This is a genomic window from Paradesulfitobacterium aromaticivorans (genome assembly GCF_054657415.1).
Map to the genome: position 1 here is coordinate 975,204 of NZ_BAAHYT010000010.1, position 25,911 is coordinate 1,001,114.

29 protein-coding genes, 1 tRNA gene and 1 other RNA gene are annotated in these 25,911 nt (G+C 48.6%); 8 read left to right on the plus strand and 23 right to left on the minus strand.

All coding sequences use genetic code 11. From position 1 onward, the window contains the following. Position 1: 1 nt before the first annotated feature. From ACYQ2N_RS10435 to ACYQ2N_RS10525, 19 genes are all read right to left on the minus strand, one after another. Positions 2–325: a cyclic-di-AMP receptor gene (locus ACYQ2N_RS10435; protein ID WP_460000515.1), complete on the minus strand. Its 324-nt coding sequence runs from the start codon at positions 323–325 to the stop codon at positions 2–4. Positions 326–333: 8 nt separating this feature from the next. Continuing rightward, on the minus strand, positions 334–1,752 hold the full coding sequence (locus ACYQ2N_RS10440; protein ID WP_459999177.1) for an aminotransferase class I/II-fold pyridoxal phosphate-dependent enzyme: 1,419 nt from the start codon (positions 1,750–1,752) through the stop codon (positions 334–336). Positions 1,753–1,840: 88 nt separating this feature from the next. Continuing rightward, positions 1,841–2,122, minus strand: coding sequence for a sigma factor G inhibitor Gin (locus tag ACYQ2N_RS10445; protein WP_459999178.1), 282 nt, complete (start codon positions 2,120–2,122; stop codon positions 1,841–1,843). Between the two features lie 48 nt (positions 2,123–2,170). Beyond that, entirely contained in the window at positions 2,171–3,376 is a 1,206-nt protein-coding gene (locus ACYQ2N_RS10450; RefSeq protein ID WP_459999179.1) for a Ger(x)C family spore germination protein, read from the minus strand. Continuing rightward, positions 3,373–4,470 carry a GerAB/ArcD/ProY family transporter gene (locus tag ACYQ2N_RS10455; protein ID WP_459999180.1) on the minus strand — a complete coding sequence of 366 codons (1,098 nt, stop codon included), beginning with the start codon at positions 4,468–4,470 and terminating at the stop codon, positions 3,373–3,375. The genes ACYQ2N_RS10450 and ACYQ2N_RS10455 overlap by 4 nt, the downstream gene beginning before the upstream one ends. Beyond that, positions 4,470–6,035: a spore germination protein gene (locus ACYQ2N_RS10460; protein ID WP_459999181.1), complete on the minus strand. Its 1,566-nt coding sequence runs from the start codon at positions 6,033–6,035 to the stop codon at positions 4,470–4,472. The genes ACYQ2N_RS10455 and ACYQ2N_RS10460 overlap by 1 nt, the downstream gene beginning before the upstream one ends. A gap of 113 nt (positions 6,036–6,148) precedes the next feature. Beyond that, positions 6,149–6,445, minus strand: coding sequence for a type II toxin-antitoxin system RelE/ParE family toxin (locus ACYQ2N_RS10465; protein WP_459999182.1), 297 nt, complete (start codon positions 6,443–6,445; stop codon positions 6,149–6,151). Then, positions 6,438–6,785: an AbrB/MazE/SpoVT family DNA-binding domain-containing protein gene (locus ACYQ2N_RS10470; RefSeq protein WP_459999183.1), complete on the minus strand. Its 348-nt coding sequence runs from the start codon at positions 6,783–6,785 to the stop codon at positions 6,438–6,440. Before ACYQ2N_RS10470 ends, ACYQ2N_RS10465 begins: the two co-directional genes overlap by 8 nt. A gap of 288 nt (positions 6,786–7,073) precedes the next feature. After that, a complete protein-coding gene (locus tag ACYQ2N_RS10475) occupies positions 7,074–7,337 on the minus strand; it encodes a 4Fe-4S dicluster domain-containing protein (protein WP_459999184.1) in 264 nt (87 codons plus the stop codon). Positions 7,338–7,436: 99 nt separating this feature from the next. Further along, positions 7,437–8,012, minus strand: a complete 576-nt coding sequence (locus ACYQ2N_RS10480) for a 2-oxoacid:ferredoxin oxidoreductase subunit gamma family protein (protein WP_459999185.1) — start codon at positions 8,010–8,012, stop codon at positions 7,437–7,439. Positions 8,013–8,016: 4 nt separating this feature from the next. Continuing rightward, positions 8,017–8,748: a thiamine pyrophosphate-dependent enzyme gene (locus ACYQ2N_RS10485; RefSeq protein ID WP_460000516.1), complete on the minus strand. Its 732-nt coding sequence runs from the start codon at positions 8,746–8,748 to the stop codon at positions 8,017–8,019. A gap of 36 nt (positions 8,749–8,784) precedes the next feature. Continuing rightward, on the minus strand, positions 8,785–9,876 hold the full coding sequence (locus ACYQ2N_RS10490; RefSeq protein WP_459999186.1) for a ferredoxin oxidoreductase: 1,092 nt from the start codon (positions 9,874–9,876) through the stop codon (positions 8,785–8,787). 68 nt (positions 9,877–9,944) lie between these two features. Next, positions 9,945–10,604 (minus strand): hypothetical protein, encoded by a 660-nt coding sequence (locus ACYQ2N_RS10495; RefSeq protein WP_459999187.1) that lies wholly within the window; start codon positions 10,602–10,604, stop codon positions 9,945–9,947. A 283-nt stretch (positions 10,605–10,887) separates the two neighbouring features. Then, the gene (locus ACYQ2N_RS10500; protein WP_459999188.1) at positions 10,888–11,142 is read right to left on the minus strand and encodes a pro-sigmaK processing inhibitor BofA family protein; all 255 of its coding nucleotides are present in this window, start codon (positions 11,140–11,142) and stop codon (positions 10,888–10,890) included. Positions 11,143–11,269: 127 nt separating this feature from the next. Further along, positions 11,270–11,866, minus strand: coding sequence for a recombination mediator RecR (gene recR / locus ACYQ2N_RS10505; protein ID WP_459999189.1), 597 nt, complete (start codon positions 11,864–11,866; stop codon positions 11,270–11,272). 6 nt (positions 11,867–11,872) lie between these two features. Continuing rightward, positions 11,873–12,214: a YbaB/EbfC family nucleoid-associated protein gene (locus ACYQ2N_RS10510; RefSeq protein WP_459999190.1), complete on the minus strand. Its 342-nt coding sequence runs from the start codon at positions 12,212–12,214 to the stop codon at positions 11,873–11,875. Between the two features lie 67 nt (positions 12,215–12,281). Further along, the gene (gene dnaX, locus ACYQ2N_RS10515) at positions 12,282–13,925 is read right to left on the minus strand and encodes a DNA polymerase III subunit gamma/tau (protein WP_459999191.1); all 1,644 of its coding nucleotides are present in this window, start codon (positions 13,923–13,925) and stop codon (positions 12,282–12,284) included. Between the two features lie 109 nt (positions 13,926–14,034). After that, an RNA gene (gene ffs / locus ACYQ2N_RS10520) (signal recognition particle sRNA large type) lies at positions 14,035–14,300 on the minus strand. A 61-nt stretch (positions 14,301–14,361) separates the two neighbouring features. Further along, positions 14,362–14,455: transfer RNA gene (locus ACYQ2N_RS10525), tRNA-Ser, on the minus strand. Between the two features lie 290 nt (positions 14,456–14,745). On the opposite strand from ACYQ2N_RS10525, the gene ACYQ2N_RS10530 reads away from it, so the two are divergent. The 8 genes from ACYQ2N_RS10530 to ACYQ2N_RS10565 all read left to right on the plus strand — a co-directional run bounded on the left by ACYQ2N_RS10530 (position 14,746) and on the right by ACYQ2N_RS10565 (position 21,992). Further along, positions 14,746–15,747: a LacI family DNA-binding transcriptional regulator gene (locus ACYQ2N_RS10530; protein WP_459999192.1), complete on the plus strand. Its 1,002-nt coding sequence runs from the start codon at positions 14,746–14,748 to the stop codon at positions 15,745–15,747. Next, the gene (gene rbsK / locus ACYQ2N_RS10535) at positions 15,748–16,698 is read left to right on the plus strand and encodes a ribokinase (RefSeq protein ID WP_459999193.1); all 951 of its coding nucleotides are present in this window, start codon (positions 15,748–15,750) and stop codon (positions 16,696–16,698) included. Continuing rightward, a complete protein-coding gene (gene rbsD, locus ACYQ2N_RS10540; protein WP_459999194.1) occupies positions 16,670–17,065 on the plus strand; it encodes a D-ribose pyranase in 396 nt (131 codons plus the stop codon). The genes rbsK and rbsD overlap by 29 nt, the downstream gene beginning before the upstream one ends. Before the next feature lie 23 nt (positions 17,066–17,088). Then, entirely contained in the window at positions 17,089–18,585 is a 1,497-nt protein-coding gene (locus ACYQ2N_RS10545; protein WP_459999195.1) for a sugar ABC transporter ATP-binding protein, read from the plus strand. Beyond that, positions 18,578–19,516, plus strand: a complete 939-nt coding sequence (locus ACYQ2N_RS10550; RefSeq protein ID WP_459999196.1) for an ABC transporter permease subunit — start codon at positions 18,578–18,580, stop codon at positions 19,514–19,516. Before ACYQ2N_RS10545 ends, ACYQ2N_RS10550 begins: the two co-directional genes overlap by 8 nt. A gap of 199 nt (positions 19,517–19,715) precedes the next feature. Next, on the plus strand, positions 19,716–20,651 hold the full coding sequence (gene rbsB, locus ACYQ2N_RS10555; RefSeq protein ID WP_459999197.1) for a ribose ABC transporter substrate-binding protein RbsB: 936 nt from the start codon (positions 19,716–19,718) through the stop codon (positions 20,649–20,651). Between the two features lie 186 nt (positions 20,652–20,837). Continuing rightward, positions 20,838–21,518, plus strand: coding sequence for a DUF421 domain-containing protein (locus ACYQ2N_RS10560; protein WP_459999198.1), 681 nt, complete (start codon positions 20,838–20,840; stop codon positions 21,516–21,518). Positions 21,519–21,611: 93 nt separating this feature from the next. Further along, entirely contained in the window at positions 21,612–21,992 is a 381-nt protein-coding gene (locus tag ACYQ2N_RS10565) for a DUF4363 family protein (protein WP_459999199.1), read from the plus strand. Positions 21,993–22,011: 19 nt separating this feature from the next. Here ACYQ2N_RS10565 and ytvI read toward each other — a convergent pair whose 3' ends face one another. The 4 genes from ytvI to ACYQ2N_RS10585 all read right to left on the minus strand — a co-directional run bounded on the left by ytvI (position 22,012) and on the right by ACYQ2N_RS10585 (position 25,885). After that, complete coding sequence (ytvI, locus tag ACYQ2N_RS10570; protein ID WP_459999200.1) at positions 22,012–23,076, minus strand: sporulation integral membrane protein YtvI; 1,065 nt, start codon at positions 23,074–23,076, stop codon at positions 22,012–22,014. A 66-nt stretch (positions 23,077–23,142) separates the two neighbouring features. Next, positions 23,143–23,742, minus strand: a complete 600-nt coding sequence (locus ACYQ2N_RS10575; protein WP_459999201.1) for a potassium channel family protein — start codon at positions 23,740–23,742, stop codon at positions 23,143–23,145. 169 nt (positions 23,743–23,911) lie between these two features. After that, on the minus strand, positions 23,912–25,588 hold the full coding sequence (locus tag ACYQ2N_RS10580; protein ID WP_459999202.1) for an ABC1 kinase family protein: 1,677 nt from the start codon (positions 25,586–25,588) through the stop codon (positions 23,912–23,914). Positions 25,589–25,591: 3 nt separating this feature from the next. After that, the gene (locus tag ACYQ2N_RS10585; protein WP_459999203.1) at positions 25,592–25,885 is read right to left on the minus strand and encodes a phasin family protein; all 294 of its coding nucleotides are present in this window, start codon (positions 25,883–25,885) and stop codon (positions 25,592–25,594) included. Positions 25,886–25,911 lie beyond the last annotated feature (26 nt).

Consider the following 25,911-nt stretch of genomic DNA (forward strand, 5'->3'; position numbering starts at 1 on the left):
CTCACACCTTCAAGAATTGCGCCACATCCAGCACGAACACCGTGGCCCCGCCGACCGGAACTTCGATGGGTACCGGGACATGGGCGTCCACCGGCCCCATAATCGGCTGCACCTGGGTTAAGAGTTCTGTCCTCTGCTTACACGTCTCCTTGATTAGTTCAAGCAGAGCTTCCAGCTTTTCCTCCTCGACCCCAATTAATAAAGTTGTATTTCCTGAACGCAGAAACCCTCCTGAACTTGCCAGCTTGGTTGCACTATACCCCGCTTTGGTGATTCTGTCCAGAAGTTTACCTACATCTTTATCCTGCACAATTGTAACTGCCATCTTCACGCTTACTCATCCTCCACAACCCAAATCCGTTCCTCGCCCGCTCGCTCCCATCCCTGCCAGCGCCCTTCCCCTTTAGCACGCAGTATCTCCAAGACCTCTCCCGTCACCTCTTCTCCCATAACCACCACCGGAATTCCGGGTGGATAGGGAGAAATCGTCTCCCCGGCAATGTGCCCCAGGCTCTCGCTTAGTGGGACAAGGCGCTTCGGAGCCAGAAAAGCCTGGCGCGGTGTCAGGCGCTGCGGAGGTACGGGGGGCAGTAACGGCAGGAGGCGTGTGTGTTCTGTAAGCTTAGCCCCAGCCTCTGACTTCAGCTGACACAAGCTTTCCAAGCCCTGACGCAGCAGCCGGATATCTGACGGCTTGCTGCCAATACCAAGGACAAATAAAATATTTTCGTCATCCCAAAGTTCCGGCTCAATCCCAAATCTCTTACGCAGGAACTTTACGCCCACCGGGGCTGCAACTCCCAATGGCCGGGTATTAACCAAGATTCTCGACCAATCAACCAGTGCGATTCCGAATTTTTGTTCATCCTTGGCACTAAGTATGCGCAAGCTCCCGCCCAGGCTGCGATGAATCTCCTCCACTTCCGTCTGCAGTGCCTCCCAGTGCCCTTGAACCAGAGCTGACTCAGCTCCCCGTTCCAGAGATGCTAAGAGCAAATAGCTGGGGCTTGAGGACTGTAAGAGTTCCAACGCTTGCCGCAAGCGTTCACGGGCCAGCAAGCTTCCCTGGACATGGAGCATAGCCCCTTGCGTTAAAGCGCTCAGCGTTTTATGGGTGCTATGTACAACCGCATCCGCTCCCAGGGTCAAGGCGCTGGGAGGAAAGAGCGCACCCAGGTAATGCGAACCGTGCGCTTGATCTACTAACATGGGAATAGCATAATTATCCCTGTTCCTGACCTCAAGCACAGCCCCAAGGTCACAACAGCTGCCATAGTACGTAGGATAAGTCAAATGGCAGGCGGCGGTGTTGGCCAGAGCTCCCCCGACCTCGTTAACTTCGAGGCCTAAGGGAAGATTAAAATCAGGATGAATCACCGGCCGGAGGTATTTCACCTTATGCCCGGACAAAATCAAACCTGAGAATACCGAACGGTGTGCTGACCGACTTATAAGCACAGGCTTATTGTCCGGAATAGCCATAAACAAGGCCTGGTTGCCTACCGTCGCCCCGTTAACCAGAAAAAAACTCTCTTCCGCCCCAAAGATCCGGGCTGCCTTGGCCTGAGCCTCAGCAATAATGCCAGCCGGAGCATGGAGCATGTCTAACCCGGGAAGCTCTGTTAAGTCAGCTGCGGGGAAATCCAATCCGCAAAAAAACTCCTGCCTGCCTTTATGCCCAGGAGTGTGAAAGGAGCAGAACCCTTGTTCCAGATAACGGCTGAGCCCGTCCCCTAAAACTGACAAAAACATTCCTCCTAGGAATTTTGAATTAATTTTATCATATTCCAGGATAACTTTCATCTGCGTTCAGAATACTCGTTCGGAACACTCCAACATCCTACTCAGTCTCACCGTGCAAGCTCTTGAACAAAGGAATCCTCGGCTTGTACGTACGCTCCTGCAACGGCCCTCTTAAAAAATCCGTTCCCAGCCTGGGGAAGAGAAGAGTGCGTACATCGCGGAAGAGCTTCTCATACTCTGCACTCCCGATCTCCATTGTCAGCATCTTATTTTCACAGTCAGAACAGAAAAACGCTCCTTTAAGCCGGAATCCATCGTAAAGCCCCCGGCGCGGGACGCGGCTGCAGGCGTGACATACAGGAAAAATATTGGCACTCACTGAATATCGCCCTTTCATCCAAATTTAGCGTAACTATAAGTTTTACTTTTATTCTTCCCCGTCTGATTTGGAATTAACCGGACCTTGGAACGTAGCTCCGGTGTTAATAACCTTGACCCTGACCTCTACCGCAACCGGCATCTCCACCAGCATCTCAGGCCAGCTCTCTTTAATCTCCTTCCAGTGCTTGGAGTCCTTCATTTCGATCTGCCTGCCAATTCCCAGGAAATCAAGCTTTAACGCTTTGCTTTTGGCAATAGCCTCTTCACACTCTTTGGCGATCGCCTGCGCCAGCTTCTCCTCTGCATCATGCGTAATCGGCTTCATGTCCGCGGGATTAACAGCCTGATCCCGGCACTGGTATTCATCGATCGAAACCTTGGCTGAGATTAGAAAGCGCACTCCTTTGACCCCGTCAACCCTTTCAAGCTTAACCTTGGTTCCGCTCTTAATCACCCGCCCTCCATATATTGGAGGAGCCTCATCCGATGTGTCCAGCAAACGCTGTTTAACCTCGTCTTGCAGCCACAAATAGCCCTTGGTCTCATCTTCAGTTAAATACCCTGCCAGGCGGTCCCCTGTGAAAACCCCGGCACCTATAAGCTGTACTTCCTCTGCCTCCCCATCTTCTTGACCTTTATAAATGATCCCCCCCTCCCCCGGCTTCACCGGGCGCACCACGGGAATCACCGGGGCCTCACTCTTCCTGCCTAAGATCGTAAGATAATGCCCGAGACGGACTGAAGGCGTAATCGACCAATCTGAGGTATTGTCAATGATTTCAAGCAAACTAAGGGCAGGCAGGTCCTTATTGCGCAGTTTAACATTGAGTATATCCTGGGCCTTATCCTCAGCCAGGAGCAAAAATACCGTACGCCGCAGCTGATAAAGCCGCTGGTAGAAATCCAGGCTTTCGTTCATCCCTTTTTCCGCCAGGTCTTTGCCGATAATTAAAATTTTGACGGCCCCTGGAAAGTTTTCTTTGTTGAGAAATTCAAAACTCCTGCTTGAAACCTCCACCATACTTTTACTTTCGATGGTTATCGTCCGGTTTTCGATTTTGGGCTCGCCTTCTCCCCCCTTGCTTGGCTCAGCAATTTGGTAAGTAACCTGGTAATTGCCTGTCTTCGTGTTAAAATCAAGTCCGATGGCCACTACAAAAGCCAGACTTTCTATTTCCCGTTTGCCCCAACAGCCTGATATAGACAAGAGCAAAAAACTTGCTGCTATTAAAATCAGAAGTTTTCTTCTCATCCCTCTTTGCTCCTTTGGCGCCAGCGTGCAACTCCCCATACAAGGGGAATCCAGAGCAGGGTGAACGGCAGAATCAAATAATCATCGACCACGGTTATCTCTTCAACCAGTTCCACTCCGTTCTGAAAAAAGAGACCAATGCTAAGGAATGCCCCTGACAACATTAAGTACCACTTGAGTTCATCCTGCACTCCGAATACTGCCTGCAGCCCCCACATGCTCATAAAATACAAAGCGCCGACCTTAATGATCATTGCCCCCATCCAGATAAGCATAAAAACCGATTCAACCCCGGAAATTGTCTTCTCTATGTCCACCAATTTGCCAAGTGTGAGCAAGCCGTAATTCAAGCGTTTGGCTTCAGCCGGGCCGAATACCAACAGCTCGGTTAAGGTGAGCAGGGCATTAAGCATCCCTACCAGCAGGACAGCCCGCCATACCCCTGTCCTTAGCTGAGTTTTCTCTTGTCCCCGCTGCGGCACATAAGCTATAACACCGGCCACAAATAACACATATTCACAGGCATAAGGGGCTATCTTTAACACGGCCAGCAAAATAGGCTTAAATCCGTCCCCGAATACCGGCAAAAACTCCTCCCATTCAAAACGCGGCAGGGTTAAAAGCATATTCCCCACCAGCCCGAGCACAATTAAGGGAAATACTACTTCCGCAAAGCGCCCCATCACTTCAATTCCGGCCCACGTTAGCAGTACGACCAGGAGCAAGACCCCGCCGATAAAAACAAAGTGAGGTGTGAGCGGCAGCACTGAGCGTTTGAAAGTATCTTCCACCTGGGCGAGCAATAAGGAACCGAAATAAGTGCTTATCATTATATAGATGATGCCTATGCCCTTCGCCGTCCATTTTCCGAAAACTGCTTCCGAAACCTTGATTAAATTCTGGCCCGGGTAGTCTCTGACCAAGGCCAAAACCATCAGCCCCAAGGGCACGCCCAGTCCGTAAGCAGGAAGCACAGCCATCCAGCCGTCCCTGCCCCCGATACCCATGGCAGTCTGTGCTATGGGGAAAAATGTCGTACCCATCAAGACACCAGCCCCTAGCACCATGAACTGGTGCGCAGAAATCCGCTCCATTACTTACTCCCCCCCTGTGGCTCATCAACATCGGTGATTTGCGGACGCCTTTTCAAGGCCCACCAGGGAGCGCGTACAAAGGTATCCTGGAGCAGACTTCGGATTCTTAAGGGCGCGATCGGGCTGAAGTAGGGATGTCCGAAAGAGCGCATGCTTAAGAGATGGATGAGCAAGCCGTATAAACCAAGGCCAATGCCGAAAAACCCAAGCGTCCCAGCCAGGATCATCAGCGGAAAGCGGATCAGGCGCATGGCGATAGCCAAGTCATAATACGGTATGGAATAGGTGGCAATGGCCGTGAGCGCGACAATAATCACCATCTGAGGGCTCACCAGGCTGGCTTTGACTGACGCATCCCCGATCACGACTGCACCCACAATCCCGATCGTCTGGCCTATCGGCTTTGGCAGCCTCAGCCCCGCCTCCTGGACAATCTCCAGGGCAAGGGTCATGAGCAAAGCCTCGAGCAAAGCCGTTACCGGCACCCCTGACCTACCCCCGGCGATGTTTAAAGCCAACGTAGTTGGAATAATCTCCTGGTGGAAAGTTGCGACTGCGATGTAAATGCTTGGAGCAAGCAAGGCTACAGCCACCCCAAGATAGCGGATGAAACGCACCAAAATAACTATGACCGCTTTTTCATAATAATCTTCCGACACCTGCATAAACTGGATGAACACGGCCGGTACCAGGAGGGCGATGGGCGTGCCGTCGACCAAGATCCCTACCTTCCCCTCCAAAAGTGCGGCCGCTAGGACATCAGGCCGCTCCGTGTGCCGTACCTGGGGAAAAGGGGTATAGGGGACATCCTCAATCATTTCCTCGATATAGGCAGACTCAAGAATGCCGTCAATCTTTATCCTTTGCAGCCGTCTCATTACTTCTTGAATAATATCCGGCTTCGCCAGTCCCTCGATATAAGTCACTACGATATCAGTCTTGGTCAACTCCCCAATCTTCAGGGACTGCATGCGCAGGGAAGGGTGTTTGATCTTGCGGCGCAAGAGGGAAGTGCTTGTGCGCAAAGTCTCGGAAAAACCCTCCCTGGGCCCGCGCACCACGGACTCTGTTTCAGGTTCAGTCACACCGCGGTTAGCCCAGCCCCTGGCCCCTACGACTAAAGCCTCTCCTGTCTCCCCGAAAAAGAGTACAGCATCCCCGGAGAGGATAGCATCAACCGCATCCCCCGTCTTATTTATGATCTTAAGCTCAATAGCGGGAGCCAAGAACTTGAAAACGGTCGCGAGCGCATTGTCAACCGTCATTTGTTCAAGCTCTTTCTGACCCGCAAAATCTACCATTAGCACCCGCAGGATAAAAGTATCTAAAAGCAGTTTGTCTATGAGGCCGTCCACCGCGACTAGGGTACAGGGAATCTCCTCTTGTCCGCGTAAACTAAACTCCCGGAAAATAACATCCGTACTTAGGCCCAAAATAGTTTGCATCAGTTTGGGTGAAAGGGGCTTGTCCAGCTCAGAATCCACCGGCATAGGGGGAACTTTGCGAATCTGGCGAACATGGGGCCTCGAAGTAAGATCTGAAAGCATTTTTATCCAACTGCGCATCTTTTTCCCTCCCTATCCAGCTTATTGTGTTCCTCCCTTGGGTGGCTTATACACATTAGGCTTGGTGCGTTTTAAGAAAAAGACTGGCTTCGCAAGTTTGCGTTAAGCCAGCCTTAAAGTTTTTTCATATAGCGTTTGAGCTCATCATAGAAGTTTTCTCGAGTACCCGCAAGGATAAGGATAATGGTTTCATCATTTTCTTCAATTATTATATAAGCGAGCTCATAGTTTGTTTTGTTATAGAAAATATCATATGAGTAAACGCCGGAGAGGTCGCCCGTTTTCGGATCGCCAATATACGGATTTCCCAAGATTTCATCAACAGCTTTTTGAAAAGCGGTCTTGATTGGCTTTTCTTTGAGCTTTTTTAGAAAACGTGCGGCAGGAGGTAATATAACGAGCCTATACATTATTATCCTCCGTACCGAAAACATCCTCGTAGGTGGAAGCTTGTGCTTTGCCGGCTGCGGCAAGACGGGCTTCATCAAGTAAGCGCTCTACGGCGGGACGAATTTCACGGCGTGTCTCCTTGAACTTGGCGAGAAGCTCCTGCCCGGAGAGTCCCTGGGAAATTAAATCGGCAAGAATCTGTTCATCAAATTCCCCGCCCCCTTCCCGTACAGGACGAATAACAATAGCATTATTTTGGACATAGCATTCAACCTCTTTTTCAATGCCAAGGCTATTAAAGAACTCAATAGGAATAGTAATTTGACGTTTCTTAGATACGGAAATACGCCTTTTAAGCATAGTACTACCTCCCATTAGAACTGTCAGTGACATAAACATTCATCCTTTCTTAGTATATGTTATGTATACCTTAATATGCAAAGTTTCTTTGAATTTATTATATCAAAGAAACAAGGAAAGATCGATCCTTAATTAGTACCAAGGGATCAGCCCCCTTGACACACACATCTTGTCCATCATGGTACTCAAATCTGGCAAGAAAAAAGACTGGCCTGCGCAGATCTGCGTTAAACCAGTCTTTATGCTTTATTAAGCTATTTCATCATTAATCCTGCTGAGACTTAGATTCTATTTCTGCACGGCCTGATTTACCTTGCCGACTGTGATGGCGGCGTCAGGGCAAACGAGTTCACACATATTGCAGGCGATGCAGGGAATTTCCTCTTTCACGTGCGGGGCCGGGGTGCCATAGACACCTAACTTGTCCGACCATTCCAGGGTCCTTACCGGGCACTTCTCAATGCAGAGACCGCAGCCCTTGCACAGGTGCGGGAAAACTGTCCACACCGCTTTCGGTCCTTCAATCGTTATCGCATTATCCTTTAAGGACATAATAGTCCCTCCTTTCTCCGGACTTCACATGATCCTACAGAATATCTGTTTCCCGTCAATAGCGTTAATTGCCTCAAAACGGGTTAATGACAACCCGTTTTACTTCCCGGCTAACAGTTCCTTCATCACTTCTGCGCCGCGCTCTAAAGCTGTATGGTTCAACGCACGCAACTTGGGATTCTGCTCGAACTTATACCCTAATTTCTTCTCCAAAGCCTTTTTAGCTTGATCCAAAGTAAGGACTCCGGTAGCCTCCAAAGCCGCTCCCAGAATCATGACGTTAAAGACGCGGGGATGAAGTTCCTCCTTAGAGATTTTCAAGGCCGGAATTGCCAGGACTTTGGCTCCGTTGGTGGGCAAAGATTCTTCCACACCCTCAATGGAAGCATCATAGATAAATATAGTCTTCGGCCCCACATACTGCTGGGTGCGTACAACCGCCCGGTCGCTTAAGGCGATGACAATATCCCCGATTTCGAACTTAGGAGCGCCGATTCGCTCATCCGAAATCTGACAGAAAGCGATAGAAACCCCGCCACGCTGTTCTACACCAAAGTTCGGAATATACAGGGCTTCTTTGCCCTCGTCATTGGCAGCGTTCGTCATGATTTGCGCCACTGACTGAACCCCTTGGCCACCTTCACCGGCTAAAGCAATCTTCACGACTTTTGCCATGGCTCTACTCCTCCTTCTTGCCCGGGACTTTTATTTCCCCGACTTTGAAGTATTTGGGCATTTCCTGCTCCACAAAATGCCAGGTATCTTTGGCATTTTTGCTCCAGTTCGTCGGACAGGTAGAGAGAATCTCGACGAAGGAAAAGCCGTTGCCGGCTATTTGATTTTCAAGTGCACGCTTAATAAAAGTGGTAGCCTGACGCACGTTAGCCATGGTGCCGCGGGCCACATACGCCCCTTCGCGGGCAATGGCTGCCACCATCTCCGGCCCCTGCATCGGCATCCCGGTAAGTTCCGGATCGCGTCCGTAGGGGGATGTTTCTGTCTTCATGCCCGGGAGAGTGGTCGGGGCCATCTGACCCCCGGTCATACCATAGTTCGCGTTGTTTACTAAGATTGCCGTCATTCTCTCATTGCGCATCGCCGCATTGACCAGGTGCTGGGAACCGATCGCATAGCCGCCCCCGTCACCCATATAAGCAACCCCGACCCGGTCTGGGCGGGCCCGTTTGATACCGGTGATTACCGGAGTAGTACGTCCGTGGTGAGTCTGGACCGTGTCCACGTTGAAGAAGTCCCAGGCTAACAGGGAACAGCCGATATCGCACCCGAACACAACTTTATCCTGAATTCCAAGCTCGTCAATGGCCCGGCCCAGGGCTTTCAGCACCAGGCCATGGCCGCAGCCCGGACAAAATTTATGCGGTTTGGTTTCTTCCCGCCAAGATTTAGGCATAGATAATTCTATTGACACTTTAATTTACCCCCTTCCCTATTTCGTTAACAAGGCTTTGACTTTGTCCACAACCTCTTCACTGGTCACACCAACGCCGGGTTTAAGCAGCCCTTCGATGGGCAAGGTGCTGGCACCGTAGAGATTTTGACGCACAAGCTTTACCAGTTGCCCCTCGGCAGACTCTACCACTAGGAGGAGCTTGGCACTTCCTATTGCTTGGCTCAAGTCTTCAGCCGGGAACGGGCGCAGGGTTATGGGCCGGAAATACCCCACTTTAATCCCTTCGGCCCGCAGTTCGCGTACGGCCATTTTGCAAGAGCGGCTCACCACTCCGTGGGAAATAACCACAATCTCGGCATCCCCACAGTCGAACTGTTCATGTTCTACCAGTTCCGGCGCGATGCGGTCATATTCTTGTTGATAGTCTTTAATAATCGCATACAGTTCCTCTTCCGTGTTGAAGGTGTTGCGCAAGTGGGAAGGATTGCGGTCCACTCCGGGCATCCCTTCCTGTCCGACCATGGGTACGGTCGGAACCATCTTAACCCCGCGTGCTTCCGGATCATAAATGGTTAAAGATTCGCGCATCTTGGCCTGATAGCCGTCTCCCAGGACAAAAGTCGGAAAACGATATTTCCAGGCTGTATTAAACGCTTTAATCGTATAGTCAAATAAGTCTTGATGCGTTGCGGTCGAGTATACGATGCGGTGCCCCTCCCCGTTGCCGCCGTAAGTCGTGAGGGTAACCTCCTGCTGCGAATAAATAACGGTAGCGGTAGACGGACCGCCCCGCTGCTGAATCACCATCACCGTTGGAATCCGCATCATTTCCGCCATCGAAAGAGATTCCTGCATCAGGATATTGCCAGGCCCGCCTGTAGCCGTAAAAGCGCGGGCACCGGAAAGCACCCCGCCTACCGTGGTGAAGCCTGCGGAAATTTCGTCTTCAGTTTGCAGGAACTTCTTGTCGAATTTCGGCCCTAAGCGGGTCCAATAATGCATAATCTCATTCTGGGGCGTAATCGGATAACCGTACATAATATCAGCTTGAGCAGCCAGTGCAGCCCAGGCGACTACTTCGTTGCCGGTCATGAACGCCCGCTTTTCCCCCTCAATTGGTTTAGCCATATTGAGTGTACACCTCCTGTATGTTTTAACGAATGTAAAAGGGCTAAAAACCCATATTACCAATTTTTTTACCAGAAAGCGCGCGGCATAAAGCGTTTGAGATAACGCACCGGGTGTCCGCAGCCGTCTGCTTCCCCTAATTCTTCCCTGAAACGTTCATCGGCAGTCGTTGCAATTACCGGCTTGCCTAGGGCTTCTCCCACTCTGCTTACAATTTGTGCTCCCTCAAGTATGTAAGCAACATCAGTGTCCTCACCCAAGTGGGAATTATTAATAAGCCCGTGCACCGGGCCTAATTCACGCACATAATCCAGCATATCCTCATAACTCCCGGTTAAAGGGCGTCCCAGGTTAAGTACCGCCAGAATGCGCAAGTCGGGTTCTTCCCAGGCTCCTTCAACGAGATTAAGCGCACGCGCCCCTTTAACCCCATACCCTATATCCATGATTATACTACCAGACCGTTTAAGAACCCAGCGCATATCCGGACGAATCACAGACCCGGCTTCCCCGAGGCCCATAGTTTCTGAGGTCGCCCAGGCCACTACTTCCAACCCATAATTCTTCAGTTCTTCCCGGATTGGTCTTAAAGTATAAACCGGTTCCACTGTGTCCAAATCCACAAGGGTTATAGGGTGTTCAGCCTCGGGATTATTAAGCAGCTCTAAAGCCCGGTTAACTGCACATTCACTTTTGCCACTGGCATATTCGCCAACATATGCCTCCACTATTCTAGGCAGGCTTGTTCACTCCTTACTCTTCCCGGCAAAAAATTCTTCATCTATGTAAACCATGCCAAAGTCCCTGCAGCAGCATAAAAGCAGGCCAAAGCTGGAGAAAAGCACGCCAAAATAAGTGGGGAACTATTGTTAGATAGTTCCCCCTGAATAGTAACAGTATACCCCTGTTTTCTTTTATTTATCAAGAGTTTGCGCTCTAATATACAATATTCATGCCCTTAGGGCTCACATGTCCATACGAATGATTTAGTGACCCTTTAGGTGAAGCTGTCTATATCCCTAAGAACTGTAGAATGGACAGAGTAATCACGCCCGGAAACCCTAGCAATCCGACTATTAGTATCGTAAACACATTAATCGGAATCTCTAAGCCCAAAATGCTTAAAAGCAAGTCAAGAACCCACAGGCCAACTATTCCCCCCAAGACGTGGATCGTAGCCCTGAGGAATAAATTTGGCTGACCTAAGGAAGATCTCACCACTAAGGCCATAAGCACAAGCAACAACCCGAGAAAGACAAGTGTCACCGCCGTTCCCCCGTTCGCCTGTTAAATGCACATACCTTCTAAGTACTGTTGATCAATATGCACCAGACGGACAAGTTAGAACACCGATTTTCAACAGTCCATTCACTTGATTTAGCGTTGGGATTTCCTATAGGCTCCTTCTGCCTTCAAGGGCGCGGGCAATTGTAACTTCATCCGCGTATTCCAGATCCCCGCCTACCGGCAGCCCGTGAGCGATACGGGTCACTTTAAGGCCCAGGGGTTTTAACAGTCGCGCCAGATACAAGGCTGTAGCCTCCCCCTCAACCGTCGGATTCACGGCCATTATCACTTCCTGCACACCCTCTAAGCGCCGCAGGAGCTGCTGCACTGTCAACTGTTCCGGCCCAATCCCCTCCAAAGGGGAAAGCACCCCTTGCAGGACATGGTACAGCCCTTTAAACTCTCCCGTCTTCTCTAAGGCCGCCACATCACGCGGGTGTTCCACGATGCAAAGCACCGTGCGGTCACGCCGCTCACTCTGGCAGAGAGCGCAGGGATCATGCTCAGTAAAATTGGAGCAGACTGAGCATCTCTTAATCTTTTCCTTAGCTTTCATAATAGACTGTGCCAGAGCTTGGGCTGTCTCAGGCTCTTGCAATAAATAAAAAGCAAGGCGCCCAGCCGTTTTGGGCCCAATCCCGGGTAAGCGCGCAAGGCTGCTAATAAGATCAGCTAATGGTTGAGGATAATTAAGCAAGTCCATCTGGTCTTAGAACAGGCCGGGGAGTTTTAAGCCGCCGGTCAATTTCCCCATCTCAGAGGACATCATTTCCTGGGCCTTGCGCAGACCCTCATTGACCGCAGCCTTGACCAAATCTTCCAGCATTTCTACGTCTTCAGGATCAACAGCCTCAGGCTTAATCTTGATCTCTTCCAATTCCAATTTGCCGCTTACCACAACCTGAATAGCCCCGCCGCCGACGGTAGCTTCCACCGTTTTAGTCTTAAGCTGTTCCTGCGTTTTGGCCATCTCTTCCTGCAGTTTCTGCGCCTGTTTGAGCATTTGATTCATGTTGCCCATACCGCCGCCACCCATGTTTTTAAAACCCATAACTAACACACTCCTTTAGTTAATTAATCTAATTTCGACCTATACAACTACAACAACTTAATCCAACTTAGTCCTGTCTTACTTCAACAAAATCCTTGCCAAATATAGCTTCAGTCTTTTTAATCAAAATTTCTTCTTCAGATTCTTGGGTTTTATCTGCGCTTGCCACTTCATTTTCTAACACATTCTTAAGCGTAAGCGAAACTCCGAATAAATCCAGGAGCGCTTTTTCAATCGTCAGGCGGTTTTCCGGCTGATTAACCTTGTCACGATGGAAGGAAAAACCATCCTTAAACACCAGCGTTAAAACTTCCCCTTCAAGAATCTCGGGCTTTCCTTCGAGCAGAAAAGCATGGGTAGATTTTTTCTGCTGGCGCACCCGCTCCAAAATCTCCTGCCATCTACCCTCGATCTGGGCCAAAGTCACAGACTTAATATTTGATGTATTCTCTCCAGCCCGGGACTTAGGAAATTGCCCTTCCGCTTGAACCCGCGGGGATTTCCCTAGAGCCTCAGACGTCTGATCCCTTCTTCCGGCTTGAGAGTCTGCAGACCTTCCTTCGCCGTGTGACCCACGGGACATTCCCACAGCTTTAGCGCCTGCGCTTTCAGGCCAAGCTTCCCCAGTCCGCTCCTCCCCATCGTAAATAGTCTTAACTAAGAGCATCTCGGCCGCCAGCCTCGGGTTCGCAGAAAATTTTAATTGCCCTTCCCCCTGCAGGAGCACGGAAATCCAGCTTAATAAGCGTCCTAATCCAATCTCCTTGCTTTGCCGGGTGAACACCGCTTGCAGCTTCCCCGGCAGCACCGGCATCTGACCAGCGCTTAAATATAACAACACCTGACGCAAATAATCCAAAAGTTCCCGCATAATTACCCGGGGATCTCTTCCTTGCTCTATACCCTGTGCCAGACAGGACAGAACCGCTCCATAATCAGAAGCTATTAAAGGAGCAACAAGCTGAGAACTGTATTCTTCCCCGGCAATCCCCAAAACAGAATATATTTGTTCAATTGTTAAAGAGCCTTCTTGTAAAAGGCACTGATCCAGGATGCTTAAGGCATCCCGCAGACCGCCTTCCGATTTCTGCGCTATCACCTGCAGGGACCCAGGCTCAACTTCCCTGCCCAAGCTGTGGCAAACTTCTGCCAGGCGCTGTCTGATATCCTCTTCCGGAATGCGCCGAAATTCAAAACGCTGCACCCGGGACAGAATCGTAAGTGGCACTTTGTGAGCCTCGGTCGTGGCCAAAATAAAAATCACACGGGCGGGCGGCTCTTCCAGGGTCTTTAACAAAGCGTTAAACGCTTCCGTTGTTAACATGTGCACTTCATCGATTATGTAAACTTTGAACTTCCCCTGGCCTGCGCTTAACTTAACCTTTTCCCGCAAATCCCTAATCTCGTCAATGCCGCGGTTGGAAGCGGCGTCAATCTCAAAGACTTCCATGGCCGAGCCCTGGTCGACACTGACACAGGATGAACAGCTTCCACACGGCTCCACCCCATCCTTGGCTTCACAATTCAAGGCTTTGGCCAGGATCTTGGCCGCAGTGGTCTTGCCGGTTCCACGCGGACCGCTGAACAAATAAGCGTGGGCTATTTTATCCTGTTTAAGGGCGTTTCTTAAAGTCGTTGTTACATGTTCTTGCCCGACCATATCCTGAAAACGGCGCGGCCGCCATTCCCGGTAAAGAGCCAAATAAGCCATGCCTCAAGTCACCCCGTTTACAAACTACAGCAGGACCGATTTCTTAAAAAGAAAACAATAAAAAATAATAAATAAAGATGGTACTAGACCACCTTAAGCTAAATAAAGGCCGTGCACCTTTGTCCGGACACTCGCTTCCGGCCGTTACTCTGGTTAACTGGCTCGACCCAGGCAGACTCACGGCACACAGAACTGACTCCTTAGTGCTGCTTCCGTCAAGATCTGACACGATTCGAAGAGTCCTGTTGCGCAAGACCCAGATCTCATCGCCTTTAACCAAAGACTGCTCCACAAGCGAAGCCCTCGCGCAGGAATTCCACCCCGCTACAGCGGATTACGGGTTACAGGGATCCGCTACCTCCCCGTCTAGCACAGCCAAATCAATTATAGCAAAATAAAAAGCCAAAGTCGAATACTTAGGCTTGCTAACTTTATATGGCGGAGAGAGAGGGATTCGAACCCTCGAGACAGGTATAGCCCGCCTACTCGATTTCCAGTCGAGCGCCTTCGACCAACTCAGCCATCTCTCCGTGTCCGTCATAAATAAAAAGCTTGTTTATTAAATTAAGTGACGAAAGCTATTATAAGCCACCTGACTGTTTTAGTCAATATATATAATTAATTCATCATATTAGGGCAATTAAAAATCGAGAAATGGGATTGACAGTGTATTCTGAAAAGGATAAACTGGAATCAGAAAAATGTAACCGATTACATTTGTAAAACAAGGCGTTGAATCACCTATATAAGCGCAATATATAACACGAAGTATAACAAAGGTGTAACCGATTACAGAGAAGTGGATAAAGGGTGTGACCAAATGGCGACGATTAGAGATGTTGCTCGTTTAGCGGGAGTGTCTGTAGCCACAGTCTCCCGAGTGATTAACAAAAAGGACTGTGTTAATCCCGAGACCGCTGGACAAGTACTGAAAGCGATTGAGCAGCTTCAATACGAACCGAATGCTGTAGCTCGGGGCCTTGCGGGCAAGAAGACTGGGACGATTGCCTTAATCTTGCCGGATATATCGAATCCATTTTTTCCTGCTTTAGCCCGCGCGGTCGAAGATGTAGCCCATAAGAAAGGCCTAACGGTTATTTTAGGCAACTCAGATGGCTTAGGCTTAAAAGAAAGTTCTTATATCAAGGTCCTTAAGAAAAAGTATGTAGATGGCATTATCTTCGCTTCGAATACCATTCGTCAAGAGGATATCGAATTTCTAAGAAAAGATGGAATTCCGATGGTGCTATTGGATAGGGGCCTAAATACGGCAACCTGCCCAGTTATTCGTTCAAAAAACCGGGAAGGAGCGAAACTCGCTGTTCAGCATTTAATGGAGCAGGGCTGTCGGAGAATCGCTCATATTTACGGGCCACAGAAATTTATTACGGCTCAAGAGCGCTTGCTCGGGTATGAGGATGTCGTCGGAGGATTAGATGGGTATTCGCCCAGTCTGATGGTACCAGGGCATTTTGATATCGAGAGTGGACGGAACGCTGTGGAACAGCTCCTTGCACGTTCTCCTGATATTGATGGAATCTTTGTGGGAAATGATCTCATGGCAGTAGGGGCTCTCAAAGCCTTGCATGAACGAGGAATCCGGGTCCCGGAACAGGTCAAGGTCTGCGGTTATGATGGGATTGGCTTGACAGAAATTACCGAACCGGAATTGACGACGGTGGCACAGCCAATTTATGAAATGGGAGCATTAGCTGCCCGGATTTTGCTGAATGAAATCGAGAGCGGGATCAGTGAGAATACGATCATTGAACTGGAAGTTACTTTGATTCCCAGAAAATCGACCCAAAAGGGGGAGACTTAAATGAACCATCGGCCCAAGATTGTTGTCATTGGTAGTTTAAATATGGATTTGGTCGTCAAAGCCGTGCGTGCTCCTAAACGCGGGGAAACTGTGATGGGGGAAGAAATTTATTTCATTCCCGGTGGCAAAGGCGCGAACCAGGCGGTGGGATTAGCCCGATTGGGTGCTGAGACCACGATGATTGGAGCGGTTGGATCAGATGCTTTTGGAGAGGAACTCAAGAAGACCCTGCAAAAGGATGGAGTGAACACCTCGAGCGTAAAGGTGCTCGATTCTGCAGCCACAGGCGTTGCCTCGATTCTACTGGCTGAAGGAGATAACAGCATTGTGGTGGTTCCAGGAGCGAATGCCCGGTGTTTACCTGAGGATTTGGACCGGTATGAAGAAATGATAGCCGAAGCCGATCTTATGCTCCTGCAATTAGAGATTCCGCTTGTGACGGTGGAGTATGCGGTCAAACTGGCACAAAAGCATGGGAAGACCGTGATCCTCAATCCAGCCCCAGCCCAAAGTCTATCGGAGGATCTACTCAGCAAGGTGGATTATTTAACCCCAAATCGTTCCGAACTCGCCTTGATCGCATGGATGTCAGAAGAATCTTTGATTGCTAAAGGAATGGAGCGATTATTAGATGTTGGAGTTTCGTGTTGCATCACGACTCTTGGAGCTGAGGGCGCCGCTTTTATGGAAAAGGGCGGAAGCTTAGTTAAAGTTCCGGGCCATAAGGTCTCCGTGGTGGATACTACGGGAGCTGGAGATGCCTTTAATGCCGGCCTGGCGTATGCTCTAGCCCAGAAGAAATCCATTCGGCAAGCTGTAGAGTTTGCAGGCCAGGTTTCGGCACTCGCTGTTACCAAATTTGGAGCTCAGGGTGGGATGCCCACTTTGGCCGAGGTAGAAGAGTATTTCTGGGGGGACGAGGATGAAGAAGATCGGGATCTTAAACAGTGAAATCTCCCGAGTGATCAGCGAGCTTGGGCATATGGATAAAATCGTGATTGCTGATGCCGGTTTACCGATTCCTGCTCATGTCAAACGGATTGATTTGGCTTTGAAAGCAGGGGTCCCGTCTTTCATTGAGACCGTTGAGACCGTCCTTCAGGAAATGTGTGTGGAAAATGCTTATTTGGCTCAAGAAATGGAATCGGCGAGCCCTGCCAAAAAGGAAGAGCTGATTGCGATTTTGCCTGGGGCTCAGATCAAATTCATTTCGCACGAAGAGTTAAAAGCCTTAACTCATCAGGCGAAGGCTGTGATCCGCACGGGTGAGTTTACCCCCTATGCTAATGTCATCCTTGAAGCGGGTGTAATTTTCTAAAAATCCAAAGGAGGGATGCAGGTATGGCGGATCTCTTGACGATGGAAGGAATCAGCAAAAGTTTCAGTGGTGTAAAGGTGTTGGAGCACGTCCAATTTTCGCTTCGCCAAGGGGAAGTCCATGCCCTGATGGGAGAGAATGGTGCGGGTAAATCAACCCTGATGAAAATCCTTTCTGGAATATATAGTAAGGATGCAGGCTCTATCCATATTCACGGAACAGAGTACACCGTTTCTTCGCCTAAAATTGCTCAAGGTTTAGGAATTGCGATCATTCATCAGGAACTCAACATGATTCCGGATCTATCCATCATGGAAAACATGTTTTTAGGACGTGAGTTTAAATGGGGTCGGACGGGATTCGTGAACTGGAGCCGAATGCGTGCAGAAGCGAAGAAATATTTACAGCAACTCGGGATGGATTTGAACCCTGATATTCTGGTGGGGGAACTTTCCGTCGGACAACAGCAAATGATAGAAATCGCCAAAGCACTCTCCATGCATGCAAAACTTCTGATCCTCGACGAGCCAACGGCCGCTTTGACCAAACGAGAAATCGAGAAACTCTTTCAGGTCATTGCGGCGTTGAAAGCCCAAGGGGTGGGGATGATATATATTTCCCATCGCATGGACGAAATCTTCCAGATCAGTGAGCGGATTACTGTGCTGCGGGATGGGTGTTATATAGGCACGCGGGATACGAAAGTCACAACGATGGATGAGTTAGTGCAGATGATGGTTGGCCGGGAGATCAAAGAACGCTTCCCCAAGGTAGAAACGGAAATCGGTGAAGAGCGTCTCCGTGTGGAAGGGCTAGCTCAAGAAGGAAAACTTCACGATATCAACTTCAGTGTGCGTGCGGGAGAAATCCTGGGAATTGCAGGTTTAATGGGAGCCGGTCGGACGGAATTGGCCAAAGTTCTGTTTGGAGCAGGGGCGTATAAAGGAAAGATATTCATTGATGGCAAACCTGTGACGATTAAAACTCCAATCGAAGCAATTAATGCAGGGATAGCACTGATTACGGAGGACCGGAAAGGGGAAGGTCTTGTCCTCCAACTCTCGGTCCGAGGAAATTTAGCTCTGCCCAATTTACGCTCACTGTCGCACTTTGGGTTTGTCAGCCATCGGCTGGAACAAGATTTTGTAGGCGATAGTATTCAGAAGCTCAAAGTTAAAGCCCATCATTCAGGGCAGCGGGTGAGTTCCTTAAGTGGAGGAAATCAGCAGAAAGTCGTGATAGGTAAGTGGCTGGCGACTCGGCCTAAAGTCTTAATCCTGGATGAGCCGACACGGGGTGTGGATATTGGAGCGAAACGAGAAATCTATGATTTAATGAATCAACTTGTTCAAGAAGGGGTTGGCATCGTCATGATTTCCTCAGAACTTCCAGAGGTGCTTGGGATGAGCGATCGAGTACTGGTCATGCATGAAGGACGAATAACCGGGGAGTTCCTGCGTGAAAATGCCACACAGGAAAATATTATGGTTGCTGCGACAGGGGGAAAAAGTCATGGATAAAGAGCGGGGGGAAAGCGGAATTTTGCAGCGCATGGGACCTCTTGCGGGTTTGATTCTTATCATCTTCATCTTATCGATTATCAGTTCAGACTTTCTGACCGTCGGCAATATTTTTAACGTGCTCCGTCAGGTTTCCATCAATGCCTTGATTGCCTTTGGGATGACGTTTGTTATTCTAACGGGAGGGATCGACCTGTCTGTGGGTTCTATTATTGCGCTTTCGAGCGCATTAGCTGCAGGTATGATGGCCACGGGAACAAATTCCTGGTTCGCTTTGGGGGTAGGATTGTTGTCTGGTACTTTGATGGGAACAGTGAATGGGGTAGTAATTGCTCGAGGAAAAGTCGCACCTTTTATTGCCACTCTCGCAACGATGACGATTTTCCGTGGATTAACCTTGGTTTATACGGAAGGAAAACCGATTACCGGACTTCCGGAAACTTTTGGAATAATTGGGCGGGGGTATCTTTTCCAAATCCCGATGCCCGTGATTTGGATGCTGGTGGCCTTTGGGGCGCTTTATGTTGTTTTGAAATTCACATCCTTTGGACGCCACGTTTTTGCCTTGGGAGGAAATGAAGAAGCGACGCGACTTTCCGGGATTAATACGAATCAAGTCAAAATCCTAGTTTATAGTATTAGCGGTTTGCTCGCTTCTTTGAGCGGGATTATTCTGACTTCGCGCCTGAATTCCGCTCAACCAACGGCAGGGACGTCTTATGAGCTCGATGCGATTGCGGCTGTAGTATTAGGGGGCACGAGCCTTTCGGGAGGTAAAGGTTGGATTGCAGGAACCTTAGTTGGGGCCATGATCATTGGTATTCTAGATAATGGATTAAATCTTTTAAATGTCTCATCCTTCTACCAACAGGTTGTAAAAGGCGGTGTCATTCTGCTGGCGGTCTTACTGGATCGGTCGAAAGGGAAATAATCAATTCCTGAGCAGAACGGGTAAATCTGCGGTATCTCCGACTGAATGGATTAACGGTTTCATTCGGTTGTGGGTATATAGATTCTCTTAGAAGAGGAGGGTGCGAAGGCTCAATCACGGTAATTGACTCTTATAATTTTGCTGGTTCATCGGAATGGATGCCTGGTAGCTAGTGCTACCATAAGAAAGGAGAAGAAAAATGAAAAGAAAATATAACGTATGGATGATGATGCTCGTAGTCCTCATGGCCATTGCTCTCATTGGGTGCGGAACGACCCAATCCAACTTAGAAAACAAAGAAACGCCTAAAACTACGGGTAAAGTAACGATTGGTTTTTCGATCTCAACTTTGAATAATCCATTCTTTGTAACCCTTAAGGACGGAGCTGAAAAAGCAGCTAAAGACGCTGGTGCCGATCTGCTGGTCTTGGATGCTCGCGATAATACAGCAAAGCAAATCAGCGATATTGAAGACTTGATTCAGAAAAAAGTCAGTGTGATTCTTATTAATCCAACTGACAGTGCTGCGGTCGTTACGGCTGTGGAATCGGCTAACAAAGCCAACATTCCGGTCATCACGGTTGACCGGGCTTCCAATGGGGGCAAAGTGGTTTCTCATATCGCATCCGATAACGTAAAAGGTGGCAGCATGGCTGCTGAATATATCCTAAAAGCTCTGGGCAATAAAGGAAACATCGTAGAGTTGCAAGGGATTGCGGGAACGTCGGCAGCACGTGATCGGGGTAAAGGTTTCCATAATATCGTGGATGGCAAAGACGGAGTGAAAGTCGTAGCTTCCCAACCCGCGGATTTCGATCGTGCTAAAGGATTAAAGGTCATGGAAAATATCCTTCAAGGAAATAAAGACATCCAAGCTGTATTCGCACACAACGATGAAATGGCCTTAGGAGCTCTCAGTGCCATTCAAGCAGCGGGCAAGAACAACATCCTGGTGGTAGGTTTTGATGCTACGGATGACGCTCAAAAATCCGTTAAAGACGGAAAAATGGCGGCCACAGTCGCACAGAAACCCGATCTGATTGGTAAAACCGCGGTAGAGACAGCACTAAAAGTGGCTAAAGGGGAGAAAGTTGACGCGAGTATCCCAGTTGCGTTGGAGCTGATTACAAAGTAAAAGAGATCAGGGCAAAAAAGAGGTTGAAGCACTTGCTTCAACCTCTTTTTTGCCCAATTCATTCCACCCGACTCTGCTTCAAATTCGTTTGGCCACAAAAATTTTAGAAAGCGTAATAACATCCTTAACTCAGGGGAAATTATAACTCAGGGAAAATTAATCTTATTCAAGAAAGGAAAACGTCAAATGTTAATCGCCATCGTCCGGACGCTCATCCTTTACAGTCTGGTAGTTTTAGTCCTGCGTGTACTTGGCAAACGTCAAATCGGACAATTACAGCCTTTTGAATTAGTAGTGGTTATCATGATTTCCGAATTAGCCTCAGTCCCGAGCGAAAATGCCGGAATTCCGCTCTTAAGCGGTGCCATCCCCATAATCGTTCTGTTGCTGGCAGAATTAACCCTTTCTTACATTAACTTAAAAAGCGAGAAAGCCCGGTCTGTCTTAAATGGCAACCCTACGGTAATAATTGACAAAGGGAAAATCTTAGAATCCGAATTACACAGAATGCGGTATACCTTAAGCGACTTATTGGAACAACTGCGAATTAAAAACGTTCCTAACATTGCAGACGTAGAATATGCCATTCTTGAAACCAACGGGGAATTGAGCATAATCCTTAAATCTCAGAAGCGTCCTGCCATTCCCGAAGACTTTAAGCTCGAAACGAAATATGAAGGTTTACCCTTTACTTTAGTGATGGACGGTAAGCTAAATATTGATAATTTGATGAAGGCTCGGGTCGACAGGGTTTGGCTGGAAACGGAAATCAAAAAATTTCAGTTAAGCAAGATTGAGGATGTTTTGCTGGCAAGCCTCGATTCATCAGGTCAGCTCTATGTTCAGGGCAAAGACCAGGCATCATAGACATGAACGGGATTTCCAGCGCCGCATCGTATATGAACCGTTCGCATTTGCCATGCTTTGAATCGTTAAAATTGTTATCGCGAGGTGAAAAATTTGCGCACAGTAGCAGTAATCCTGATAATATCTTTTGTACTGGGCGGATTTGCTATCGGTTCCTACAAATTCATCGATCGTTCCGCTCAGAATATGGTAAGCGAAATCTCAAAGGTTGAGCTCTCTCTAAAGTCTTCAGACTGGAATACAGCAACCGAACAACTTAAATTAACCACAGATAGCTGGGAAAAGACCAAATACTGGTGGTCTATTCTTTTACATCACCAGGAGATCGATAATATTGACCTGTCTTTAGAACGGCTCTCTAAATACATAGAAACAAAAGGTTCTTCCTTATCCCTGGCTGAACTTGCCGTCTTAAAGAAACTGTTCGATCATATTGCGGATACAGAATCCCTGACTCTGCGCAACATCCTCTAATGGGGTCGTTAATGGGGTTTTATATCCGCACCCGAAAGCGAATTACTCCCGCTCTCACCAAGCTCCGATACAGAATAATCACGAGCGGCCCTAGGAATACCCCCGCTATCCCCAGAACTTTAAACCCTACCCAGATACTGATTAAAGTCGATAAGGGGCTAAGCCCGATGCGCTCGCCCAGAATCTTGGGTTCAATGATTCGGCGGACAACATTAATCACAATAAAAAGAATGATGAGCCCCACTCCCAGGAAAGTGTTTCCCTTGCTCAAAGCATAGATAGCCCAGGGAATAAACACTGTCCCTGTGCCCAGGATCGGCAAGATATCAACTAATACTACTACAAGGGCGATCGCCAGGGCATACCGGACTCCGAGGATCATTAAGCCTATGGAACTTATGATATAAGTTATAGAGCTTAAAATTACCTGGCTCTCCAGAAACCCTATCGTCGCTTTGCGCAAATCTTTAAACACAAGTTCTAACTTATGGCGCGAACGGTCTTTGAAAACTCCGAAAAAGCTTCTTTTGATGTGTTCAAGATTTAGGCTGATTAAGTAAAGGGAGACCGCAATTAAGATGAGGAGAATAAAAAGATTCGGGATCAAGGTTGTTATGTTATAAGCATGACTGCCTACTAGCCCAATAAAATTCGTGTTGGTAAGCTCATTTCCCAGCTTTGCCAGAGCCTGGTTGGTTTGTTCAGCTATTTCCGGCGGCACAAGCAGGAAGGATTTTTGGACACTGTTGTACATCCCGAAAAACCAGGCCTGAATTTCCGGGAAATTTCGCTGCAAGTGCTTAATAAAATCCAGTATCTCAGCCGTAAACTTCGTAACTACAAAATACCCCAATAAAAATATTGAACCCAGAAAAGAAAAATAGGTAATGTTAACAGCGGCAAAGCGTTTAACTGTAAACTGTCTCATCAGCCACTGAATTACCGGCTCCACGATTAAGGCTAAGAGATAAGCCGCAATGAATGGCAGAAAATGCGGGAATAGGTAGTAAAAAGCCAGAGGTAAGAGAATTACCCCGGCAATGATGCCGATTGTTACCAGTACCTTGCGCACAAAAGTGTCCATAAATTCCTCCCCTGTCATTATTGCTTTTTGCACGCAAACACCTAGCCCTTGAGCCTTGCGAGCGGGCTATTTTTTATGCGCTGCCTGTACAAAGAAAGAAACTCCCAACGTGGCTATGAAGATAAAAAACAGCACTTCCATACTCACAAGCATCCGCGTCCCAATTGTTTCTGGAACAATATCCCCGGAGCCGGCCGTGGCAAAGGTCATGATACTAAAATATACGAAAGAAAAAAACTTTTCCAACGACGTTTCCCCTATCTTACCGGTAAAAGACTGTGGAAATAGAGTATAAACCATATCGTACACTGAAGCAAAGTATAACATACAAAGATTAAAGGCAAGACCGATCGGAATTAAGCCGTCCGTAGGTTTGGAATCATGATCAACAATCTCGAGCAGGATATAAGCACCCAGGGCCGCAGCCGCAAACACAGAATAAAGGTTAATGGCAAGCATAACCCCTTTCGCATCAGCCTCCACTTCCCTGCCATCCCCTGCGATAACAAGGGAAATTCCCGTGCCCAGAAGAACAGGCCCCAGCAGCAGGGATTTGCCGGAAGGACTGCCTGTACCAGCCTGAGACTGAGGTAAAACATAGGTATGATTCCCAGGATAGCGCCTGCCCGGGGAATAATAAGGATTAAACCCTAACTGTTCACTCACTCTACTCCCTCACTCCGTTACGCTCAACCTGAATCTCCTACTCTGGTAACGGCCAATGCTCTATCACCCTTTTCAGCCCACGACTGCTAGGCCCTTAAGACGCTGAAGCTGCCCATAGTTTTATACCATAATATTCCAAGTAAAGCCAGGTTGCTCCTTGCAAGTTATGTTAAAACCTGCCGGAACGAAAGATTGAAAACAAGAGCCATAAAAACATAAGGGCTGCCACCACGAACCCTGCTTCCATCGCTGGGATTTTCCAGAAGATCACCGGCTTATTTCCTAACGAGGAGGCAATGATAAGTCCAGACATGACAATGCTGAAGGAGAGCAAGACAATACTAAAGGAAAGCTGATTGCCGATCCGGTCCAGCTTTCTCAGAAAGCTATCAAGCTCCCGCACACTTATCTCCAGACGCGTTCGTCCTCGCAGCATTGTGCGCAGGAGGTCTTTCATCTGTTGCGGCAACTCTAAGAGAATTTCCCCGTAATCATTAATATTGGCCCAGGCCTTGTTAAGCACATTCACAGGCCGATAACGCTCACGCAAAAGTTTAAGCCCAAAAGGCTTAGCGATGTCAAGTATGCTCAGCTCCGGGTCGAGCTTGGCTACAATTCCTTCTAAAGTAAGAATAGCTTTACCCAAAAGCGTCAAATCTGCGGGAATCAAAATACGATGGCGAAAAGCTACTGCGAACAGTTCATTCACCGCCTCCCCCAAATGAATCTGGCTCAAAGGCACTCCTAAATATTTCTCCCGTAAATCGTCAACATCCTTGCGCAGGAGCGGAAGCTTGACATCGTCCGGAACCAGGCCCATTTGCAAAATAGCCCTGATCATGTCCTCTGTCTTCTGCCTCATGAGGGCAATCACGAGCGAGGCAAAGTGCTGTTTCATATCGGGTGAAAGTCTGCCAACCATACCAAAATCAATTAAGGCTATGACCCCGCCCGGCAGCACTAAAATATTTCCCGGATGGGGATCAGCATGGAAAAAACCCTCAATTAAGATTTGCTGTAAAATCGTCTTGGCCAAGGTTTCCGCAATACCCTTGCGGTTATACCCCTGCTCCTCCAATTCTTCAAGACGGCTGAGCTTTAGCCCCTCAACATACTCCATAATTAAGACTTTCTTAGTGGTATGCTCCCAGAAAATTTGCGGGATATGTATCCTGGGATCATCAGCAACCTGCCGAGAAATCTTTTCCGCGTTTCTGCCTTCGATGGTATAGTCTAGTTCGGCGCGCAGGGAACGGGCAAACTCCCCAGCCATCTCGGTCACTTTGTACTGCTCAGCCCAGCTTAACCGGTGCTCAGCCAGGGCCGCCAAGTCCAGGAGTATTTCCAAATCTGTCTGGATCACACCGCTGATCTGCGGTCTCTGGACTTTAACCGCCACTTCCTCCCCACTGAGTAGGACTGCCCGGTGTACTTGTCCAATCGAAGCCGCCGCCAGAGGAGACTCTTCAAACTCAAGAAAGATCTCACCTATGTCCGCACCTAATTCTTCCTTGATAATAGTTTTAACTTCCACAAAAGAGAAAGGGGGCACTCTGTCCTGCAGATGCTCCAGTTCCTTAATAACCCCTGCCGGAATCACATCCGGTCGCGTACTGGCTATCTGCCCTATCTTAATGAAAGTGGGCCCTAATTCTTCGATAACTCTGCGCACCCGTTCCCCTACTGATTTAGGGTCAGGCTCCTCCCGCTCCCGGAATAAGCGTATGGGTAGAGAAAGCAGCTGCGAAAGCCCCAGTTCCTCCACCACCAAGCCAAAACCATGCCTGACTAAGACAGCGGCCACATCGCGGTAGCGCCCAAGATGGCGAATGCGTTTACCCAGCATGTATCAGCTGTCTTTCCCTTCCAGCTTCGCTAAACGCTCTTCCAGGCGTTTAATTTCCTCTTTGGTGGGGATGTTCAGTTCAGTCAGGAGCTTGTTAAACTGTTCCCGGATCACTCGCTGCAGTTCTTTTTGACCTTCTTCCCCCTTGACGATAAGCTCATTTACCAGTTCCTTGGATTCGGACGCCGAAACTTCTCCTTTTTTGACCAAGTCATCGACAACCTTCTCAATCTGCTCCTTGCTCGCAACCGCTACCCCAAGCCCAAGAGCCAATCCTTTTTTCAGCAGATCCTTCATTACTTTCCCTCCTGTTCTTTTATTAG

Excerpts from the sequence above, each read along its gene's own strand:
- ACYQ2N_RS10435 (WP_460000515.1), bottom strand. The coding sequence starts at position 325 with ATGGCAGTTACAATTGTGCAGGATAAAGATGTAGGTAAACTTCTGGAC.
- ACYQ2N_RS10440 (WP_459999177.1), bottom strand. The coding sequence starts at position 1,752 with ATGTTTTTGTCAGTTTTAGGGGACGGGCTCAGCCGTTATCTGGAACAA.
- ACYQ2N_RS10450 (WP_459999179.1), bottom strand. The coding sequence starts at position 3,376 with ATGAGAAGAAAACTTCTGATTTTAATAGCAGCAAGTTTTTTGCTCTTG.
- ACYQ2N_RS10455 (WP_459999180.1), bottom strand. The coding sequence starts at position 4,470 with ATGGAGCGGATTTCTGCGCACCAGTTCATGGTGCTAGGGGCTGGTGTC.
- ACYQ2N_RS10460 (WP_459999181.1), bottom strand. The coding sequence starts at position 6,035 with ATGCGCAGTTGGATAAAAATGCTTTCAGATCTTACTTCGAGGCCCCAT.
- ACYQ2N_RS10465 (WP_459999182.1), bottom strand. The coding sequence starts at position 6,445 with ATGTATAGGCTCGTTATATTACCTCCTGCCGCACGTTTTCTAAAAAAG.
- ACYQ2N_RS10470 (WP_459999183.1), bottom strand. The coding sequence starts at position 6,785 with ATGCTTAAAAGGCGTATTTCCGTATCTAAGAAACGTCAAATTACTATT.
- ACYQ2N_RS10475 (WP_459999184.1), bottom strand. The coding sequence starts at position 7,337 with ATGTCCTTAAAGGATAATGCGATAACGATTGAAGGACCGAAAGCGGTG.
- ACYQ2N_RS10480 (WP_459999185.1), bottom strand. The coding sequence starts at position 8,012 with ATGGCAAAAGTCGTGAAGATTGCTTTAGCCGGTGAAGGTGGCCAAGGG.
- ACYQ2N_RS10485 (WP_460000516.1), bottom strand. The coding sequence starts at position 8,748 with ATGCCTAAATCTTGGCGGGAAGAAACCAAACCGCATAAATTTTGTCCG.
- ACYQ2N_RS10490 (WP_459999186.1), bottom strand. The coding sequence starts at position 9,876 with ATGGCTAAACCAATTGAGGGGGAAAAGCGGGCGTTCATGACCGGCAAC.
- recR (WP_459999189.1), bottom strand. The coding sequence starts at position 11,866 with ATGGACTTGCTTAATTATCCTCAACCATTAGCTGATCTTATTAGCAGC.
- ACYQ2N_RS10510 (WP_459999190.1), bottom strand. The coding sequence starts at position 12,214 with ATGGGTTTTAAAAACATGGGTGGCGGCGGTATGGGCAACATGAATCAA.
- dnaX (WP_459999191.1), bottom strand. The coding sequence starts at position 13,925 with ATGGCTTATTTGGCTCTTTACCGGGAATGGCGGCCGCGCCGTTTTCAG.
- ACYQ2N_RS10530 (WP_459999192.1), top strand. The coding sequence starts at position 14,746 with ATGGCGACGATTAGAGATGTTGCTCGTTTAGCGGGAGTGTCTGTAGCC.
- rbsK (WP_459999193.1), top strand. The coding sequence starts at position 15,748 with ATGAACCATCGGCCCAAGATTGTTGTCATTGGTAGTTTAAATATGGAT.
- rbsD (WP_459999194.1), top strand. The coding sequence starts at position 16,670 with ATGAAGAAGATCGGGATCTTAAACAGTGAAATCTCCCGAGTGATCAGC.
- ACYQ2N_RS10545 (WP_459999195.1), top strand. The coding sequence starts at position 17,089 with ATGGCGGATCTCTTGACGATGGAAGGAATCAGCAAAAGTTTCAGTGGT.
- ACYQ2N_RS10550 (WP_459999196.1), top strand. The coding sequence starts at position 18,578 with ATGGATAAAGAGCGGGGGGAAAGCGGAATTTTGCAGCGCATGGGACCT.
- rbsB (WP_459999197.1), top strand. The coding sequence starts at position 19,716 with ATGAAAAGAAAATATAACGTATGGATGATGATGCTCGTAGTCCTCATG.
- ACYQ2N_RS10560 (WP_459999198.1), top strand. The coding sequence starts at position 20,838 with ATGTTAATCGCCATCGTCCGGACGCTCATCCTTTACAGTCTGGTAGTT.
- ytvI (WP_459999200.1), bottom strand. The coding sequence starts at position 23,076 with ATGGACACTTTTGTGCGCAAGGTACTGGTAACAATCGGCATCATTGCC.
- ACYQ2N_RS10580 (WP_459999202.1), bottom strand. The coding sequence starts at position 25,588 with ATGCTGGGTAAACGCATTCGCCATCTTGGGCGCTACCGCGATGTGGCC.
- ACYQ2N_RS10585 (WP_459999203.1), bottom strand. The coding sequence starts at position 25,885 with ATGAAGGATCTGCTGAAAAAAGGATTGGCTCTTGGGCTTGGGGTAGCG.